Here is a 19,143-nt window from a genome sequence, read left to right as displayed (position 1 = left end):
TAACTCAGCTCTTCTTGATTTTCTCCGGCCGCTTCCAGCCGTCGATGTTCTTCTGGCGAGCACGTCCGATGGCCAACTGGGATTTATCCACAGTCGAGGTGATGGTCGAACCGGCCGCTGTCGTTGCACCGGCGAGGATATCCACAGGCGCCACCAACGAGTTGTTGGAACCGATGAACACGTCTTCACCCAACACGGTTTTCCACTTGTTGGCGCCGTCGTAGTTGCAGGTGATGGTACCGGCACCGATGTTGGAGCGCGCACCCACCTCGGCATCGCCCAGATAGGCCAGGTGACCGGCCTTGGCGCCTTCGCCCAAGTGAGCGTTTTTCAGCTCGACGAAGTTACCCACATGCGCCCGGGCTTCCAGCACGGTGCCTGGACGCAGACGGGCGAATGGGCCGGCATCGCTGCCTTCACCCAGAATGGCACCCTCGATATGGCTGTTGGCCTTGATGACCACGCCTTTGCGCAGGGTGCTGTCCTTGATCACGCAGTTCGGGCCGATCACCACGTCGTCTTCGATGACCACCTTGCCCTCGAGGATCACGTTGATATCGATCAGCACGTCGCGGCCAACGGTGACTTCGCCGCGTACATCGAAACGAGCCGGGTCGCGCAGTGTCACACCTTGGGCCATCAAACGACGGCCGGCGCGCAGCTGATAGTGGCGCTCGAGTTCGGAAAGCTGCTTGCGGTCGTTGGCGCCCTGCACTTCCATGGCGTCGTGGGGTTGTTCGGTGGCCACTACCAGACCATCGTTGACCGCCATTTCGATCACGTCGGTCAGGTAATACTCACCCTGAACATTGTTGTTCGACAGGCGGCTCGTCCAGTCGGCCAAGCGATCGGCAGGAACAGCGAGGATGCCGGTGTTGCCTTCGCGGATCGCGCGTTGCGCTTCGTTGGCATCCTTGTGTTCAACGATGGCAGCTACTTTACCTTCAACGTCGCGCACGATGCGGCCATAACCGGTCGCATCATCAAGTTCGACAGTCAGCAGGCCCATCTGTCCTGGCACTACCTGAGTCAGCAGGCGTTGCAGGGTTTCCACTTCAATCAACGGCACGTCACCGTAAAGAACCAGCACGGTGTCGGATTTGATGAAAGGAACAGCCTGGGCCACGGCATGCCCGGTGCCCAGTTGCTTGTCCTGCAGGACGAAGTTCAGGTCGTCAGCGGCCAGACGTTCGCGCACGGCGTCGGCACCATGACCAATCACGACGTGGATGCGCTGTGGATCAAGTTGCCGGGCGCTGTGGATAACATGGCCGAGCATCGAATTGCCGGCAATCGGGTGCAAGACTTTCGGCAAGGCAGAACGCATGCGCGTGCMTTGGCCAGCAGCGAGAATAACGATTTCAAGGGACATGACTGGCTACCAATCCAGGGTGGTCAGCGACTGCGACCAAGGTTATAAAATGTCGAAAAAGAAAAAGGGTAGCCGAGGCTACCCTTTTTTATCAATCACACAACAAGCGCTGCCTTAATGGCCGAACTTCTTGCGGATCTGCTGGACGGTGCGCAGCTGAGCTGCAGCCTCGGCCAGTCGAGCAGCAGCAGAACCGTAATCGAATTCCGCGCCCCGCTCATGCAAGGCTTTCTCGGCAGCCTTAACGGCTTCCAGAGCTGCGGCTTCGTCCAGGTCGGCAGCACGTTGCACGGTGTCGGCAAGAACCTTGACCATGTTCGGCTGAACCTCGAGGAAACCACCGGAGATGTAATACACCTCCTCTTCCCCGCCCTGCTTGACCAGGCGGATCGGACCTGGCTTCAGATTAGTGATCAGCGGCGCGTGACCCAGGGCGATACCAAGATCACCCAGTGCACCGTGCGCAATCACCATCTCGACCAGACCGGAAAAGATTTCTCCTTCCGCGCTGACGATATCGCAATGGACTGTCATAGCCATCTGATTGCCTCAACCTAAATTAGCGCCCGTTGCCGGGCGCCGGGATTACAGTTTCTTGGCTTTCTCGATCGCTTCTTCGATGCCGCCAACCATGTAGAACGCTTGTTCTGGCAGGTGGTCGTAGTCACCGTTGAGGATGCCTTTGAAGCCAGCAATGGTGTCTTTCAGGGAAACGTATTTACCCGATGCACCGGTGAAGACTTCAGCCACGAAGAACGGCTGCGACAAGAAACGCTGGATCTTACGAGCACGGTTTACCAACTGCTTGTCGGCTTCCGACAGCTCGTCCATACCCAGGATCGCAATGATGTCCTTCAGTTCTTTGTAACGCTGCAGAACGTACTGAACACCGCGAGCGGTATCGTAGTGGTCCTGGCCGATTACGTTCGGGTCCAGCTGGCGCGAAGTCGAGTCGAGTGGATCGACCGCCGGGTAGATACCCAGGGAAGCGATGTCACGGGACAGAACGACGGTAGCGTCCAAGTGGGCGAAGGTGGTCGCTGGCGACGGGTCGGTCAAGTCGTCCGCAGGTACGTATACCGCCTGGATCGAGGTGATCGAACCTTCCTTGGTCGAAGTGATACGTTCTTGCAGAACGCCCATCTCTTCAGCCAGGGTCGGCTGGTAACCTACTGCCGAAGGCATACGGCCCAGCAGTGCGGATACTTCAGTACCGGCCAGGGTGTAACGATAGATGTTGTCGACGAACAGCAGAACGTCGTTACCTTCGTCACGGAACTTCTCGGCCATGGTCAGGCCGGTCAGTGCTACGCGCAGACGGTTACCCGGCGGCTCGTTCATCTGACCGTAAACCAGTGCCACTTTGTCCAGAACGTTGGAGTCCTTCATCTCGTGGTAGAAGTCGTTACCCTCACGAGTACGCTCACCCACACCGGCGAACACGGAATAACCGCTGTGCTCGATGGCGATGTTACGGATCAGTTCCATCATGTTTACGGTTTTGCCTACACCGGCACCACCGAACAGACCGACTTTACCGCCTTTGGCGAACGGGCAAACCAGGTCGATAACCTTGATGCCGGTTTCCAGCAGGTCGTTGCCGCCTGCCTGTTCAGCGAACGAAGGCGCTGGACGGTGAATGCCCCAACGCTCTTCGGTGTCGATCGGACCAGCTTCGTCGATCGGGTTACCGAGGACGTCCATGATCCGGCCCAGGGTCGCTTTACCGACCGGTACGGAGATGGCTTTGCCGGAGTCGATGACGTCCAGACCGCGCTTCAAGCCCTCGGTGGAACCCATCGCAATGGTACGAACCACGCCGTCGCCCAGCTGCTGCTGAACTTCCAGGGTGGTCCCGGCCGCGCTTTGAACTGTCAGCGCGTTGTAGATGCTCGGTACGCTGTCGCGTGGAAATTCCACGTCGATAACGGCGCCGATGATTTGAACGATACGTCCGCTACTCATAGCTGGATCCTCTGAATATTTGAACCGTTAAACCGCGGCAGCGCCGCCGACGATTTCCGAGATCTCTTGGGTGATCGCAGCCTGACGCGCCTTGTTGTAGACCAGCTGCAAATCGCTGATCAAATCACCGGCGTTGTCGGTAGCGTTCTTCATCGCGATCATCCGCGCAGCCTGTTCAGCCGCGTTGTTCTCGACCACCGCCTGGTAGACCTGCGACTCGACGTAACGGACCATCAAGCCATCAAGCAGCTCTTTGGCGTCCGGTTCGTAGAGATAGTCCCAGTGGTGCTTGAGTTCTTGATCCGGGGTTGCCACCAGTGGAATCAACTGCTCCACGGTAGGCTGTTGCGTCATGGTGTTGATGAACTTGTTGGACACCACGGACAGGCGGTCAATACGGCCGTCCAGGTAGGCATCCAGCATCACCTTGACGCTGCCGATCAGATCATTGATCGACGGCTCTTCACCCAGGTGGCTGATAGCTGCTACGACGTTACCGCCGAAGTTGCGGAAGAAAGCCGCACCCTTGCTACCAACTACACACAGATCGATCTCGACGCCGTTTTCGCGGTTTACCGCCATGTCCTTGACCAGAGCCTTGAACAGGTTGGTGTTCAAGCCACCACACAGACCACGGTCACTGCTCACTACGACATAACCAACTCGCTTTACTTCACGGTCGATCATGAACGGGTGGCGATATTCCGGGTTAGCGTTGGCCAGATGACCAATAACCTGGCGGATGCGCTCCGCGTAAGGACGGCTAGCAGCCATGCGCATTTGTGCCTTGCGCATTTTACTGACCGCCACTTTTTCCATGGCGCTGGTAATCTTTTGCGTGCTTTTGATGCTCGCAATCTTACTGCGAATCTCTTTTGCGCCTGCCATGTAACACCTATCAGGTTAGCAAGCGGGAGCCTTGCGGCTCCCGCTGCGGCTTACCAGGTTTGGGTGGCCTTGAACTTCTCGATACCGGCTTTCATGCCAGCGTCGATTTCGTCATTGAAGTCACCTTTCACGTTGATCTTCGCCATCAAATCGGCGTGATCGCGGTTGAAGAAAGCAATCAGCGCTTGTTCGAAGCTGCCGATCTTGGCGATTTCAACGTCAGTCAGGAACCCACGCTCAGCGGCATACAGCGACAGCGCCATGTCAGCGATCGACATTGGTGCGTATTGCTTCTGCTTCATCAGCTCGGTAACGCGCTGACCATGCTCAAGTTGCTTACGGGTCGCTTCGTCCAGGTCAGAAGCGAACTGGGCGAATGCCGCCAGTTCACGGTACTGAGCCAGAGCGGTACGGATACCACCGGACAGCTTCTTGATGATCTTGGTCTGAGCGGCACCACCCACACGGGATACCGAAACACCGGCGTTCACTGCAGGGCGGATGCCCGAGTTGAACATGGCCGATTCCAGGAAGATCTGACCGTCAGTGATGGAAATCACGTTGGTCGGAACGAACGCGGAAACGTCGCCAGCCTGGGTTTCGATGATCGGCAGTGCGGTCAGGGAACCGGTTTTGCCGGTCACTGCGCCGTTGGTGAACTTCTCTACGTATTCTTCCGAAACGCGGGATGCGCGCTCCAGCAGACGGGAGTGGAGATAGAACACGTCGCCTGGGTAAGCTTCACGGCCTGGTGGACGGCGCAGCAGCAGGGAAATCTGGCGGTAAGCCACTGCTTGCTTGGACAGATCGTCATAAACGATCAGCGCGTCTTCACCGCGGTCGCGGAAGAATTCACCCATGGTGCAACCGGAGTACGGTGCCAGGAATTGCAGCGCAGGAGATTCCGAAGCACTGGCAGCCACGATGATCGTGTTGGCCAGGGCGCCGTTTTCTTCCAGCTTGCGAACCACGTTGGCGATGGTCGATTGTTTCTGACCGATAGCTACGTAGACGCAGAAAATGCCGCTGTTCTTCTGGTTGATGATCGCGTCGATCGCCAGAGCGGTTTTACCGATCTGACGGTCACCGATGATCAGCTCACGCTGACCACGGCCGACCGGGATCATGGCATCGACAGCCTTGTAGCCAGTCTGTACAGGCTGGTCTACCGACTTACGCCAGATCACGCCTGGAGCAACTTTCTCGACCGCGTCGGTCTCGGTGTTGCCCAACGGACCTTTGCCGTCAACAGGGTTACCCAGTGCGTCGACAACGCGACCCAGCAGTTCCTTACCAACTGGAACTTCCAGGATGCGGCCGGTGCACTTGGCGCTCATGCCTTCAGCCAGAGACTGGTAAGCGCCCAATACAACGGCACCTACGGAGTCTTGCTCCAGGTTGAGGGCCATGCCGAAGACGCCGCCCGGAAACTCGATCATCTCGCCGTACATAACGTCGGCCAGACCGTGAATCCGCACGATACCGTCAGATACGCTGACGACAGTGCCTTCGTTACGGGCTTGGGAGGTCACATCGAGCTTGTCGATGCGGCCCTTGATAATTTCACTTATTTCGGAAGGATTGAGTTGCTGCATTGCTCTGCTGCCCCTTCAAACTCAAGATTTCAATGCTTCGGCCAGTTTCGCGATTTTGCCGCGAATCGAGCCATCGATAACCAGGTCGCCGGCGCGGATGACGACACCACCAATAAGGGCAGCGTCCTCCGCAACTTGCAGGCGCACTTCCCGGTTGAGTCGTGCACTGAGAACCTTGGCGAGTTTGTCTTGCTGTTCTTGGTTCAATGCAAAAGCACTGGTCACTTCAACGTCTACCGACTTCTCTTGCTCGGCCTTGTACAGGTCGAAAAGAGCGGCGATCTCCGGCAATAGCAGGAGACGGTCGTTTTCGGCAACGACATTGATGAAGTTCTGTGCCTTGGCATCAAACTTGTCGCCACACACGTCAATGAACGTGGTGGCCTTTTCTGCGCTCGTCAGTCGCGGGGCCTTGAGCACGCGCTGCAGGGTGTCGTCTTGCGACACCGCCGCAGCCAGGCCGAGCATGGCTGACCAATTGGCCAGTTGCTGGTGGGCCTGAGCGTGCTCGAAGGCCGCCTTAGCGTAAGGTCGGGCCAACGTGGTCAGTTCTGCCATGATCGCCCTCGCTTAGATTTCAGCAGCCAGTTGGTTAACCAGCTTTGCGTGCGCGTTTTGATCGATTGTGGCACCCAGGATCTTCTCGGCGCCTTCGACTGCCAGCAAGCCCACTTGGGCACGCAGCATGTCTTTGACGCTGTTCAGTTCCTGTTCGATCTCGGCCTGAGCCTGAACCTTCACACGGTCAGCGTCGACACGGGCTTTTTCAACAGCCTCTTCGACAATCTGATTACCGCGTTTCTTGGCTTGCTCGATGATTTCAGCTGCCTGAGCTTTCGCTTCGCGCAGTTGCTGACCCGCTTTCTCTTGGGCCAACTCCAGGTCGCGAGCTGCACGGCTGGCAGCGTCCAGACCATCAGCGATCTTCTTTTGACGTTCGTGCAGTGCCGCAATGACCGGAGGCCATACGAACTTCATGCAGAACAGTACAAAAATCAGGAACGCAACGGACTGGCCAATCAGGGTCGCATTAATGTTCACGCCAACACCTCGCAGTTACGTTGTCCATCACACCAAATTACCCGGAAGATCCGAGTAATCAGCCAGCGATTTGACCAACGAACGGGTTCGCAAAGGTGAAGAACAGAGCGATACCAACACCGATCATGGTTACGGCGTCGAGCAGACCGGCAACGATGAACATTTTAACTTGCAGCATTGGAACCATTTCTGGCTGACGCGCTGCGCCTTCCAGGAACTTGCCGCCCAGCAGGCCGAAACCAATTGCGGTACCCAGTGCGCCCAGGCCGATCAACAGTGCAACAGCGATAGCGGTTAGACCAACTACAGTTTCCATCTTTCCTCCCGACTTTTACGTCGTATGGTTTAGGTTTTTTTAATTTAAAGCGGTAAAACAAATCGTTTCAGAGGCCCCGTTAAGAGCCCCCTCCCGTTTAACGGGGAGGGACATCAGACTAGTCGAGACTGGTCTTAATGGTTTTCTTCGTGTGCCATCGACAGGTAGACGATGGTCAGCATCATGAAGATGAACGCCTGCAGGGTGATGATCAGGATGTGGAACACAGCCCACGCCCACTGCAGAACGACGCCCAGGCCGCTGAGCCAGAGCAGACCGCTGCCGAACATCACAGCAATCAGAATGAAGACCAGCTCGCCGGCGTACATGTTGCCGAACAGACGCAGAGCCAGGGAGATCGGCTTGGCGATCAGGGTCACGAATTCCAGCAGGAAGTTCACCGGGATCAGCAGGGCCTGAAGGAAGATGTTCTTGCTGCCGAACGGGTGCAGGGTCAGCTCGCCGATGAAGCCGCCGAGGCCCTTGATCTTGATGCTGTAGAAAATGATCAGCGCGAACACCGTGAAGGCCATGGCCAGAGTCGCGTTCGGGTCGGTGGTCGACACGGCGCGGAACGGGATGTGGTGGTCGCCGGAGATCAGGATGGCCAGCTGAGGAATCCAGTCGACCGGTACCAGGTCGACGGCGTTCATCAGGAACACCCAGACGAAGATGGTCAGTGCCAACGGTGCAATCACCGGGCTACGGCCATGGAAGCTGTCTTTCACGCTGCCATCGACGAATTCGACCAATACTTCAACGAAGTTCTGCAAAGCACCAGGAACACCGGTAGTCGCCTTCTTTGCCGCCATGCGGAAAAGAAGAACGAAGATCAGACCCAATGCGACCGACCAGCCGAGAGTATCGACGTGGAAAGCCCAGAAGCCCATTTCCTTGGCTTCTGCTGCGGTGTGGGCAAAGCCCCAGCCGCCGGTAGGGAGCTGACCGAAGGTCAGGTTCTGCAAGTGGTGCTGGATATAGCCCGAAGCGGTTGTTTCTGCCATGGTTGCCTCAAACGCCCTAAGGTCTCGAAAGTCTTGTTCTCATCAGCAGGGGAGCGAACCAGCTGACCAGTTGGGTCAGCACGAAGACGCCGAATACAGCTAGCGGCGCCAATGGCTTCACACCTGCGAACGTCAATGCAAAAAGCACCGCCGTCAAAATCAGTTTGCCCGCCTCGCCGGCATAAAATGACCGGACGATGGCTTGAGCTGCCCGGGCGCCGGTAAACCGAAATGCCCTGTGAGCGAAATAAACATTGGGAAGCAAGGCTATCAGGCCTCCGCAGAGCCCCGAGTACCCGGCAACGACTCCATACCGTTGCCAGAGCGCCAAAGCGGCAATGAGCAGAACGACAAATTGAGCCATTAACACCGGAAAAACTGCCAGACGATGGAAGGGCAGGCGGTTTGGCGTGCGGGTTTCCATCATTTTTACTCCCCAATGGTCGGCTGCCGAAACTCACTAACTTGGCATAATTTGTGCCGACAAAATGCGCGCAGAGTATAGGGGCGGTTCTGCCCCTATTCAACTGTCAGGTAGTGATTTCCGACTGCGCGCTACATGAGGAAATGTTTCAGCGGATATGTGCAAGTACGCCTTGAAGCTCATCCAGAGAGTTGTAACCAATCACCAACTGCCCTTTACCCTTCTTACCGTGGCGAATCTGCACCGCAGAGCCTAGGCGCTCGGCCAGGCGCTGCTCGAGGCGGGCGATATCCGGGTCCGGTTTTGCCGGTTCAACAGGCTCCGGTTTGCCACTCAACCACTGGCGAACCAGTGCCTCGGTCTGGCGCACGGTCAGTCCGCGTGCGACAACATGTCGCGCCCCTTCAACCYGTTGAATTTCCGGCAAACCGAGCAAAGCACGGGCATGACCCATTTCCAGGTCGCCGTGGGACAACATGGTCTTGATGACTTCCGGCAAGGAAATCAGGCGCAGCAGGTTAGCCACGGTCACCCGGGACTTACCCACCGCCTCGGCCACCTGTTGCTGGGTCAGCTGGAACTCCTGCTGCAAACGCTGCAGGGCCACCGCTTCTTCAATCGGGTTCAGGTCTTCGCGCTGGATGTTCTCGATCAGCGCGATGGCGATCGCGGTTTCATCGGGTACATCGCGAACCATCGCCGGGATGGTTTCCTGRCCGGCTTGCTGGCTGGCGCGCCAGCGACGTTCGCCGGCAATGATTTCAAAGCGGCCGCTGCCGATCGGGCGAACCACGATGGGCTGCATGACGCCCTGGGCCTTGATCGACTGTGCCAGCTCTTCGAGCGCCTGCGGATCCATGTCACGACGCGGCTGGTACTTGCCGCGCTGGAGCAGATCCAGGGGAAGGTGCTGCAGCTCTCGCTGATCGGCTTGCGCCGCTTGTTCCTCCAGCGAGTTGACAGTCGGACCACTCAACAGAGCATCCAGTCCACGTCCGAGACCTCGTTTCTTGACGGCCATGGGGATTCCTTAAGTTGCCTGAGCAGCGGCGATGCGTGAGTTTTTGCGTTGACGACGAACCATTTCGCCCGCCAATGCCAAGTAGGCAACGGCGCCTCGCGATGCTTTGTCGTACGCCAGCGCCGGCATGCCGTAGCTTGGTGCTTCGGCCAGACGGATGTTGCGCGGAATGACGGTGTCGTAGAGCTGTTCGCCGAAGTGTTCCTTGAGCTGCGCCGAGACATCGTTCATCAGGCTCAGGCGCGGGTCGTACATCGTCCGCAGCAGGCCTTCGACCTTGAGGTTCGGGTTCAGCAGTTCAGCGATACGCTTGATGTTATCCACAAGGTCGCTCAAGCCTTCGAGTGCGAAGTACTCGCACTGCATGGGGATAATGACCCCGTCGGCGGCAACCAGTGCGTTCAGGGTCAGCATCGACAGCGACGGCGGGCAGTCGATCAGGATGTAATCGTAGTTTTCCCGGATCGGCGCCAGCGCACTGCGCAGACGGCTTTCCTTCATCTGCATTTCCAGCAGCACCACTTCGGCCGCGGTGAGGTCGCGGTTAGCCGGCAACAACTGGTAACCACCGTGTTCGGAGAAGTGCATGGCCTGGGCCAGATCACATTCGCCGATCAGCAGATCGTAGACCGAGTTTTCCAGGCCATGTTTATCCACACCGCTACCCATGGTGGCGTTGCCCTGTGGATCAAGGTCGATCAACAGCACCCGACGCTTGGTCGCGACCAGGGATGCTGCGAGGTTGATGCAGGTGGTGGTTTTGCCCACGCCACCCTTTTGGTTCGCAATCGCGAATACCTTAGCCATTCTTGCTTGTGTTCCCAATCATGCCGTGCGGCGCAGTATCAGCAGATGGCGTTGGCCTTGGCAACCAGGTACGGCCAGGGCGTGTTCGCTATCGAGGTGGAAGTCTGCCGGCAATGCTACCAGCTCATCGGCCGGATGAACGCCCTTCATTGCCAGCCAGCGTGTTTCGCTATCGCCGAGGTGGCGAGTCCAGTTGCTGAAGTTCTCCATGCTGCTGAACGCCCGGGAAATGATCCCGTTGAACGGCTGGGCAGGCTGGAAGGCTTCGACGCGACTGTGGATAACTTGCAGGTTATCCAGTTTGAGTTCGAGTTTGACCTGGGTCAGGAAGCGGGTTTTCTTGCCATTGCTGTCCAGGCAGGTCACCTGGGACTCGGGAAACAGGATCGCCAGCGGAATGCCAGGCATGCCGCCGCCACTGCCGACGTCGAGCCAGCGTCCGTTTTCGATGAATGACATCACGCTCAGACTGTCGAGCAGGTGACGGGAGACCATTTCGTCCGGATCACGCACGGCGGTGAGGTTGTAAGCCTTGTTCCATTTGATCAACAGGGCCAGGTAACCCAGCAGTTGCGTGTGCTGGGTTTCTGTCAGTGTGACGCCAAGCTGGCGGGCACCTGTGGATAACTCTTCTGCGTGTTGCGAAGTGACCAACGAACTCAAGCGCTTTGCTCCAACTGACGGCCCGCGCCGCGTTTTTTCAAATGAATCATCAACAGCGAAATGGCCGCTGGCGTTACGCCCGGGATACGCGAGGCCTGGCCCAAAGTCTCTGGACGGGTCGCACCGAGCTTGCTCTGGATCTCTTTGGAGAGACCGGAAATGTTCGTGTAATCGATATCCACAGGCAGTTTGGTGTCTTCGCTGGCGCGCAAGCGGGCGATTTCATCCTGTTGACGATCGATGTAGCCGGCGTACTTGGTCTTGATTTCGACCTGCTCGGCAACCTGTGGATCTTCTGCGCCCCCACCAGTCACGGCGATCAGACCAGCGTAGTCGATTTCCGGACGGCTCAGCAGGTTGAGCAAATTGTATTCGTGGGTCARCGGCGTACCGAACTTCTCGGAAATCGCATCGCCCTGCTCGGTGCCTGGGCGAACCCAGGTACTTTTCAAGCGTTGCTCTTCCAGTTCGATGCTTTCGCGCTTTTTGCAGAAAGCTGCCCAACGCTCGTCATCCACCAGGCCCAGTTCGCGACCTTTTTCGGTCAAGCGCAGGTCGGCGTTGTCTTCACGAAGGATCAAGCGGTACTCGGCACGGGACGTGAACATCCGGTATGGCTCTTGAGTACCAAGGGTAATCAGGTCGTCGACCAACACGCCGATGTAGGCCTCGTCGCGACGCGGGCACCAGGCATCTTTGCCTTGTGCACGCAGTGCTGCGTTGGTCCCGGCCAGCAAACCCTGGGCGCCGGCTTCTTCGTAACCGGTGGTGCCGTTGATTTGCCCGGCAAAGAACAGGCCGCCGATGACTTTGGTTTCCAGGCTGTACTTCAGGTCGCGCGGGTCGAAGTAGTCGTACTCGATGGCGTAGCCCGGACGCACGATGTGCGCGTTTTCCATGCCGCGGATCGATTGCACGATCTGCAGTTGCACGTCGAACGGCAAGCTTGTGGATATCCCGTTCGGATACAGCTCGTTTGTCGTCAGGCCTTCCGGTTCGATGAAGACCTGGTGGCTTTCCTTGTCGGCAAAGCGATGGATCTTGTCTTCGATCGACGGGCAATAACGCGGACCGATCCCTTCGATCTCACCGGCAGCGGAATACATCGGCGAACGGTCGAGGTTCGCGGCAATGATTTCGTGGGTGCGCGCATTCGTGTGGGTAATCCAGCAACTGACCTGCCGTGGATGCTGTTCTTTGTTGCCCATGAACGACATCACCGGGATCGGCGTATCKCCCGGTTGTTCGGCCATCACCGAGAAATCCACAGACCGGCCGTCGATACGCGGCGGAGTACCGGTTTTCAAACGACCCACACGCAATGGCAGTTCACGCAGACGGTGAGCCAGCGCAATCGACGGCGGATCACCGGCGCGACCGCCGGAAAAATTCTGCAAACCGATGTGGATAAGTCCACCGAGGAACGTACCGGTGGTCAACACCACCGAATCGGCGAAGAAACGCAGGCCCATTTGGGTGACAACACCACGGACTTGTTCCTGCTCGACGATCAGATCGTCAGCGGCCTGTTGAAATATCCACAGGTTCGGCTGGTTTTCCAGGATTTCGCGAACCGCGGCCTTGTACAGAACCCGGTCTGCCTGTGCGCGGGTTGCACGTACGGCCGGGCCTTTGCGGCTGTTCAACACGCGAAACTGGATACCGCCTTTATCGGTAGCCATGGCCATCGCGCCACCGAGGGCATCGATTTCCTTGACCAGATGGCTTTTGCCGATCCCGCCAATGGCCGGGTTGCAACTCATGGCACCGAGGGTTTCCACGTTATGCGTCAGCAACAGGGTTTTAACCCCCATACGTGCTGAGGCCAGTGCTGCCTCGGTACCGGCATGACCGCCGCCGATGACGATCACTTCAAAACGGGAAGGGAAATCCACCACGCACCTCGTGCCTGCTTAAGTAGGTAATTCAGGAATAGTTTGAGCTCAGGTTTTTGGACCTGGTCGACAAGTATAGGGACTTCGCCCTTCCTAAAGAACCCTTTGCACAAAATTTAACCAGCTGTGGAAAACTCGGGGTTATAGAAATTAAAAAGAAAGAAATTTATTAAATCTTTGTTTTTATGTTTATTTCTATGCACATGCCTTTCTGTGGATAGATCTATACAGCCCTTTGTTTTCAATGTGTACAGAGATTCAAAACCCTGTGTCCATGTGCCAATGAGGCCCTTGGATAACCGGTGTAAGCCTGTGGATGAAACGGGTGGTTATCCACAGAGGTGGTTATGTTCAGTTTTCAGGCCCTGTTATCAACTGACCTTAGCGGCGGTTATTCACAGGGCTTAATCCACAGAAAAGCGCCGTTTGCCCGAAATCCGGGTACAGGAATTGCGCCCAAGCAGACGAAGTCCGCTCGGCACTGGAGGTTTTTTCAGAAAAGGAGAGAGCAGACAGGCACGAATGGCCTGTCTGTGAATAACAGGAGGGCTACTTACCGATACAGAAGCTGGAGAAAATTCGCCCCAGCAGGTCGTCAGAGCTGAAAGCACCGGTGATTTCACCCAGCGACTGCTGAGCCTGGCGCAAATCCTCGGCCAACAACTCGCCAGCACCGGCCAGGGTCAATTGGGCACGACCATGCTCGAGAGCAGCACTGGCATGACGTAGCGCCTCCAGGTGGCGCCGGCGAGCACTGAAACTGCTTTCGGACGTCTGTTCATAACCCATGCAGGCCTTGAGGTGATCACGCAGTAGCTCCAGGCCGACACCACCAGACTTGGCGCTAAGGCTGATGGTGACGTGACCGTCGTCGCTGACCTCCAGGGCAATGGCTTCGCCCGTAAGGTCGGCCTTGTTGCGGATCAGGGTGACTTTCGCGGGATCGGGACGGATTTCGAGAAATTCCGGCCACAGCGCGAACGGATCGAGGGCTTCCGGTGCCGAAGCATCGACCACCAGCAATACTCGATCTGCTTCGCCGATGGCTTTCAGGGCTCGCTCGACGCCGATTTTTTCCACATGATCATCGGTATCGCGCAGACCGGCGGTATCCACCACGTGCAACGGCATGCCATCAATGTGGATATGTTCACGAAGCACGTCCCGGGTGGTGCCGGCAATTTCGGTCACGATCGCCGCTTCACGCCCGGCCAGGGCATTGAGCAGGCTGGATTTACCGGCATTCGGACGACCGGCAATCACCACGGTCATGCCGTCACGCAGCAAGGCGCCCTGCCCGGCTTCGCGCATGACGGTGGATAACTCGTCGCGCACTTTGTCGAGCATGCTCAGGACGTGGCCATCGGCGAGGAAGTCGATTTCCTCTTCCGGGAAATCGATGGCCGCTTCGACATAGATGCGCAGGCCGATCAATTGCTCGGTGAGGTTGTGCACACGTGACGAGAAAGCCCCCTGCAGGGAGCGCAACGCGTTTCTCGCAGCCTGGGCAGAACTGGCTTCAATCAGGTCGGCAATGGCTTCGGCCTGAGCCAGATCAAGTTTGTCGTTGAGGAAGGCGCGCTCACTGAATTCCCCCGGTCGGGCGAGCCGGCAACCCAGTTCCAGGCAGCGCTTGAGCAGCATATCCAGAACGATCGGGCCGCCGTGGCCTTGCAACTCCAGCACATCTTCGCCAGTGAAAGAGTTCGGGCCCGGGAAATACAGGGCGATGCCTTGGTCCAGTACTTCATCGTTTTCACTTAAAAACGGACCGTAGTGAGCAAATCGCGGCTTGAGTTCGCGACCGCTGAAAGCCTTGGCCGCAACGCTGGCCAACGGCCCGGAAATACGGACGATGCCTACACCGCCGCGACCTTGAGCGGTGGCGACGGCGGCGATGGTTTCACGAGGAGCGCTCATAAACCGGTATCCAGACAAAAGTGACAGATAGCAAAACGCCCCACTAGGGGGCGTTTTGAGTGGTTATCCACAGTGTAAATCAGGCAGCTGCTTTGGTAGCCGCTTCGATCTTACGAGTGATGTACCACTGTTGGGCGATCGACAGGCAGTTGTTCACTACCCAGTACAGCACCAGACCCGCCGGGAACCACAGGAAGAAGAAGGTGAAGATGATTGGCATCAGCTTCATCACCTTGGCCTGCATCGGATCCGGTGGAGTCGGGTTCAGCTGCTGCTGGATGAACATGGTTGCACCCATGATGATCGGCAGAATGAAGAACGGATCCTTGATCGACAGGTCAGTAATCCACAGCATGAACGGCGCCTGACGCATCTCGACGCTTTCCAGCAGAACCCAGTACAGCGAGAGGAAAACCGGCATCTGCACGAGGATTGGCAAGCAACCACCCAGCGGATTGATCTTCTCTTTCTTGTACAGCTCCATCATGGCTTGCGACATTTTCTGCCGGTCATCGCCATGTTGCTCTTTCAGCGCTGCCAGTTTCGGTGCCACTGCACGCATGCGCGCCATGGATTTGTAGCTGGCAGCCGACAGTGGGAAGAAAATCCCTTTGATCAGCATGGTCAGGAAGATGATCGACCAGCCCCAGTTACCCACAATGGCGTGGATGTGTTGCAGCAACCAGAAGATCGGTTGGGCGATGAACCACAGAATGCCGTAGTCGACGGTCAGTTCCAGACCTGGGGACAACTCTTTCAGCACAGCCTGGCTTTTCGGACCTGCGTACAGAACAGCGCTGGTCTCAGCCTTGGCACCCGGTGCAACACWCATCGATGGGCCGGTGTAGCCAATGATGTAGTTGCCTTTGCTGTCTTTACGGGTCTGGACGACGTTGTTTTCGCCCTTGGCCGGAATCCATGCGGTCACGAAGTAGTGCTGCAACCAGGCAACCCAACCGCCAGTGACGGTTTCTTTCAACGGCGCCTTGTCCATGTCCTTCATGGACACTTTCTTGTACGGCTCCGAACTTGTCCACAGGGCGGCGCCCAGGTAAGTCGCGGTGCCGGTAGCCGTGGTCGACGAAGGATCGGCGCTGGCGTCGCGCTTCAACTGGGCGAACATCGCACCGGTCCAGGGCTGGGCGCTCTGGTTGTCGATCAGGTAGGAAACAGTTACGTCGTACAGGCCGCGTTTCAGGGTGAAACGCTTGATATAGTTGACGCCGTCCTTGCTGAACTTCAGGTCTACGACCAATTGGTCCTGACCGTCAGCCAGTTGATAAACCTTCTTCTCCGAGGAATAAACCGGACGACCGGCCGGATTTGCATCCGGACCGTTGCTTCCGATCAGACCGCTTTGCGCCAGATAAGTACGTTCGCCGCCATTATCGAACAGCTGGAACGGAATTTCCGGGTGATCCTGACGACGCGGATACAGCGGCAGGGTCAGCTGGGCAACATCGCCACCTTGTGGGTCGACAGCCAGGTCCAGTACATCCGTTTTGATCTGGATGAGGTCCTTGCTCACAGCCACCGGAGTTTCGGCAGGTGCGCTGGTGTCGCTTGCAGCACGTGGAATGTCGTCACTGGCGGAAGCGTTGGAGCCAGATGCCGTATCCGGCAGGCCCGATGCAGTCGTATTGGTGGCAACATTCTGAGTCGGCAGGGCAGCCTGGCCATAGTCCTGGTTCCATTTAAGAACCATAACGTAGGACACGATTGCCAGGGCGACGATCAGGATCGTGCGTTTGATATCCATGATTACTCGGCCATCGAAGAAGAACGGGAGGTAGGGATAGGTGGAACCGGGTCATAACCACCGGGATTCCACGGATGACAGCGACCTAAACGACGAAAGGTCAGCCAGCCACCGCGAAGAAGGCCATGATTTTCGATGGCTTCTAACGCGTAGCAGGAACAACTGGGGTAGAAACGACAGTGACTGGCCATCAGGGGACTAATGGCATAGCGATAAAACTGGATCGGAACGAGTGCCAGTTTACGCATCTGGACTGTCTACCCCTACAGTTTCGGTTTTGACTGCTGGTACCGGCGAACTGCGAGCCAGACGCTTCCAGAGTTTGCCGAAATGCTGAATCAATTCGGGGTTTTCTACATCACCCAAACCTTTGCGCGCGACGATAACGATGTCCCAGCCGACCAGAGAATCCTGGTTCAGGCGAAACGACTCGCGCATCAGACGTTTGAGGCGATTGCGCTCGACGGAGAGCTTTACGCTCTTTTTCCCGATAACCAACCCGAGACGGGGGTGATCAAGATCGTTGTTGCGCGCAAGGAGCAGGAGATTTTTCCCCGGAACCTTGCCGGTAGGGGAGTCAAAGACCGCCTTGAATTGCCGGGGGGTAAGCAGACGCTTTTCCCGACTGAAGTCCTGACTCACCTCCAGTGCCGGATTATCAAACTGCCAGACGCGCACGACCTTTGGCGCGACGACGCGACAGGACGGCACGACCGTTCTTGGTAGCCATGCGAGCACGGAAACCGTGGGTACGAGCGCGTTTGATAGTGCTTGGTTGGAAAGTACGTTTCATTGTCGTGTTACCTGGTTCGTCCACAACGGGCCGGAATGGCCCCCGTTTTAAGAGACCGGGGATTCTAGAGAAAGCAAGCCTTCAGGTCAATTTCCAACCAGCGTTTCCTTATAAATAGATCTCCGGACGTTTTCCGCTGAACGAACCGTCGGCAAATATAAAAATAAGAAAGGAAAGTATTTAAAGCTTTTCTGTAAAGCTTATAAAAGCTAGGCCCGCAGTCTTCTGTGGATAAGTCGATTCAGCCCTTGTTTTGTCTGCTGTACAGAGAATGACAACTACAGTGGAAAACAGTGTTCAGCCTGTGCTGCGCTGTCGGATAACCTGTGTGTGGAAGCTGGGTTTATCCACAGGCCGGTTATCCACCGAGTTTCGCCCCCACTTGTGCAATGACCTTAACCCCGGTTATCCACAGAGCTTATGCACAGACCACTGGTCGTCTTTTTTGCGTATGAAACGGCGATTCTTCTTGGTCGATGAACCACCTTCGTGTGGATAAGTCGGCGTCTGGTCGCTACAATGGCCGCTTGTTTTTGCCTCACCGGCTTTCAACTTAGGGGATATCCGTGTCAGTGGAACTTTGGCAGCAGTGCGTGGAGCTTTTGCGCGATGAGCTGCCTGCCCAACAATTCAACACTTGGATCCGTCCACTACAGGTCGAAGCTGAAGGCGACGAGTTGCGTGTCTATGCACCCAATCGTTTTGTTCTGGACTGGGTCAATGAAAAGTACCTGGGGCGTGTTCTCGAATTGCTCGATGAGCACGGCAATGGCATGGCGCCTGCGCTTTCCTTATTAATAGGCAGCAAACGCAGTTCGGCACCCCGTGCCGCACCCAATGCTCCCCTGGCTGCCGCGGCTTCCCAGGCCCAGGCTGCTCAAGCGCCCGCCAGTCCACCGCCAGCACCTGCCGCCGCGTCGACCAAGCGTGCGCCGCAAAAAGTGGCTGAGGTCACCGAGGAAGAACCTTCCCGTGACAGCTTCGACCCGATGGCCGGCGCCAGTTCGCAACAGGCACCTGTGCGCGCCGAGCAACGTACCGTGCAGGTTGAAGGTGCGCTCAAGCACACCAGTTACCTGAACCGCACCTTTACCTTTGAGAACTTCGTTGAAGGTAAATCCAACCAGTTGGCGCGCGCCGCCGCATGGCAGGTGGCAGACAACCCCAAGCACGGTTACAACCCGCTGTTCCTTTATGGTGGCGTCGGCCTGGGTAAAACCCACTTGATGCACGCTGTGGGTAACCATCTATTAAAGAAGAACCCGAATGCCAAGGTGGTGTACCTGCATTCCGAGCGTTTCGTGGCGGACATGGTCAAAGCCCTGCAACTGAACGCGATCAACGAGTTCAAGCGCTTCTACCGTTCGGTGGATGCGTTGCTGATCGATGACATTCAGTTCTTCGCCCGCAAGGAGCGTTCCCAGGAAGAGTTTTTCCACACCTTCAACGCCCTGCTCGAAGGTGGCCAGCAAGTCATTCTCACCAGTGACCGCTACCCGAAAGAAATCGAAGGCCTTGAAGAACGGCTCAAATCCCGTTTCGGCTGGGGCCTGACCGTAGCGGTCGAGCCGCCGGAACTGGAAACCCGCGTGGCGATCCTGATGAAGAAGGCCGATCAGGCCAAAGTCGAGCTGCCTCACGACGCCGCGTTCTTCATTGCCCAACGTATTCGCTCAAACG

General features: G+C 57.0%; 20 protein-coding genes. 1 reads left to right on the top strand and 19 read right to left on the bottom strand.

Annotated elements, in window-relative coordinates; all coding sequences use genetic code 11:
- Nucleotides 1-4: 4 nt before the first annotated feature.
- The 19 genes from glmU to rpmH form a co-directional block, all read right to left on the bottom strand.
- Nucleotides 5-1,372 carry a bifunctional UDP-N-acetylglucosamine diphosphorylase/glucosamine-1-phosphate N-acetyltransferase GlmU gene (glmU, locus tag ACXRVY_RS00965; RefSeq protein WP_458236956.1) on the bottom strand — a complete coding sequence of 456 codons (1,368 nt, stop codon included), beginning with the start codon at nt 1,370-1,372 and terminating at the stop codon, nt 5-7.
- Between the two features lie 114 nt (nt 1,373-1,486).
- Nucleotides 1,487-1,912 carry a F0F1 ATP synthase subunit epsilon gene (locus tag ACXRVY_RS00960; RefSeq protein ID WP_007985046.1) on the bottom strand — a complete coding sequence of 142 codons (426 nt, stop codon included), beginning with the start codon at nt 1,910-1,912 and terminating at the stop codon, nt 1,487-1,489.
- Nucleotides 1,913-1,957: 45 nt separating this feature from the next.
- On the bottom strand, nt 1,958-3,337 hold the full coding sequence (gene atpD, locus ACXRVY_RS00955; RefSeq protein WP_223459090.1) for a F0F1 ATP synthase subunit beta: 1,380 nt from the start codon (nt 3,335-3,337) through the stop codon (nt 1,958-1,960).
- 27 nt (nt 3,338-3,364) lie between these two features.
- On the bottom strand, nt 3,365-4,225 hold the full coding sequence (gene atpG / locus ACXRVY_RS00950) for a F0F1 ATP synthase subunit gamma (RefSeq protein WP_007934344.1): 861 nt from the start codon (nt 4,223-4,225) through the stop codon (nt 3,365-3,367).
- Nucleotides 4,226-4,275: 50 nt separating this feature from the next.
- The gene (gene atpA / locus ACXRVY_RS00945) at nt 4,276-5,820 is read right to left on the bottom strand and encodes a F0F1 ATP synthase subunit alpha (protein WP_030132553.1); all 1,545 of its coding nucleotides are present in this window, start codon (nt 5,818-5,820) and stop codon (nt 4,276-4,278) included.
- A gap of 21 nt (nt 5,821-5,841) precedes the next feature.
- A complete protein-coding gene (locus ACXRVY_RS00940; RefSeq protein ID WP_108218799.1) occupies nt 5,842-6,378 on the bottom strand; it encodes a F0F1 ATP synthase subunit delta in 537 nt (178 codons plus the stop codon).
- A gap of 12 nt (nt 6,379-6,390) precedes the next feature.
- The gene (locus tag ACXRVY_RS00935; RefSeq protein ID WP_108218798.1) at nt 6,391-6,861 is read right to left on the bottom strand and encodes a F0F1 ATP synthase subunit B; all 471 of its coding nucleotides are present in this window, start codon (nt 6,859-6,861) and stop codon (nt 6,391-6,393) included.
- A 58-nt stretch (nt 6,862-6,919) separates the two neighbouring features.
- On the bottom strand, nt 6,920-7,177 hold the full coding sequence (gene atpE / locus ACXRVY_RS00930; protein ID WP_003097235.1) for a F0F1 ATP synthase subunit C: 258 nt from the start codon (nt 7,175-7,177) through the stop codon (nt 6,920-6,922).
- Between the two features lie 134 nt (nt 7,178-7,311).
- The gene (gene atpB, locus ACXRVY_RS00925) at nt 7,312-8,181 is read right to left on the bottom strand and encodes a F0F1 ATP synthase subunit A (protein WP_223459093.1); all 870 of its coding nucleotides are present in this window, start codon (nt 8,179-8,181) and stop codon (nt 7,312-7,314) included.
- Nucleotides 8,182-8,197: 16 nt separating this feature from the next.
- The gene (locus ACXRVY_RS00920; RefSeq protein WP_223459271.1) at nt 8,198-8,605 is read right to left on the bottom strand and encodes a F0F1 ATP synthase subunit I; all 408 of its coding nucleotides are present in this window, start codon (nt 8,603-8,605) and stop codon (nt 8,198-8,200) included.
- Nucleotides 8,606-8,753: 148 nt separating this feature from the next.
- Complete coding sequence (locus ACXRVY_RS00915; protein WP_458236955.1) at nt 8,754-9,626, bottom strand: ParB/RepB/Spo0J family partition protein; 873 nt, start codon at nt 9,624-9,626, stop codon at nt 8,754-8,756.
- A gap of 9 nt (nt 9,627-9,635) precedes the next feature.
- Entirely contained in the window at nt 9,636-10,433 is a 798-nt protein-coding gene (locus ACXRVY_RS00910) for a ParA family protein (RefSeq protein ID WP_007969897.1), read from the bottom strand.
- Between the two features lie 18 nt (nt 10,434-10,451).
- Complete coding sequence (gene rsmG, locus ACXRVY_RS00905; RefSeq protein WP_223459098.1) at nt 10,452-11,096, bottom strand: 16S rRNA (guanine(527)-N(7))-methyltransferase RsmG; 645 nt, start codon at nt 11,094-11,096, stop codon at nt 10,452-10,454.
- On the bottom strand, nt 11,093-12,991 hold the full coding sequence (mnmG, locus tag ACXRVY_RS00900) for a tRNA uridine-5-carboxymethylaminomethyl(34) synthesis enzyme MnmG (RefSeq protein WP_223459100.1): 1,899 nt from the start codon (nt 12,989-12,991) through the stop codon (nt 11,093-11,095). The genes rsmG and mnmG overlap by 4 nt, the downstream gene beginning before the upstream one ends.
- Before the next feature lie 549 nt (nt 12,992-13,540).
- Nucleotides 13,541-14,911 carry a tRNA uridine-5-carboxymethylaminomethyl(34) synthesis GTPase MnmE gene (mnmE, locus tag ACXRVY_RS00895; RefSeq protein ID WP_223459101.1) on the bottom strand — a complete coding sequence of 457 codons (1,371 nt, stop codon included), beginning with the start codon at nt 14,909-14,911 and terminating at the stop codon, nt 13,541-13,543.
- Between the two features lie 79 nt (nt 14,912-14,990).
- On the bottom strand, nt 14,991-16,670 hold the full coding sequence (yidC, locus tag ACXRVY_RS00890) for a membrane protein insertase YidC (protein WP_458236954.1): 1,680 nt from the start codon (nt 16,668-16,670) through the stop codon (nt 14,991-14,993).
- 2 nt (nt 16,671-16,672) lie between these two features.
- Entirely contained in the window at nt 16,673-16,918 is a 246-nt protein-coding gene (gene yidD / locus ACXRVY_RS00885; RefSeq protein WP_010207715.1) for a membrane protein insertion efficiency factor YidD, read from the bottom strand.
- Entirely contained in the window at nt 16,911-17,312 is a 402-nt protein-coding gene (rnpA, locus tag ACXRVY_RS00880; RefSeq protein WP_056727027.1) for a ribonuclease P protein component, read from the bottom strand. The genes yidD and rnpA overlap by 8 nt, the downstream gene beginning before the upstream one ends.
- A 16-nt stretch (nt 17,313-17,328) precedes the next feature.
- Nucleotides 17,329-17,463 (bottom strand): 50S ribosomal protein L34, encoded by a 135-nt coding sequence (gene rpmH, locus ACXRVY_RS00875; RefSeq protein ID WP_003213577.1) that lies wholly within the window; start codon nt 17,461-17,463, stop codon nt 17,329-17,331.
- A 566-nt stretch (nt 17,464-18,029) separates the two neighbouring features.
- Between rpmH and dnaA the strand changes: the two genes are divergently transcribed.
- The coding region (gene dnaA / locus ACXRVY_RS00870; protein ID WP_458236953.1) for a chromosomal replication initiator protein DnaA at nt 18,030-19,143 on the top strand (1,114 nt) is incomplete at its 3' end.

It is taken from the genome of Pseudomonas sp. P5_A2_2, from assembly GCF_054177685.1.
This window is presented reverse-complemented; position numbering and strand designations above follow the sequence as displayed.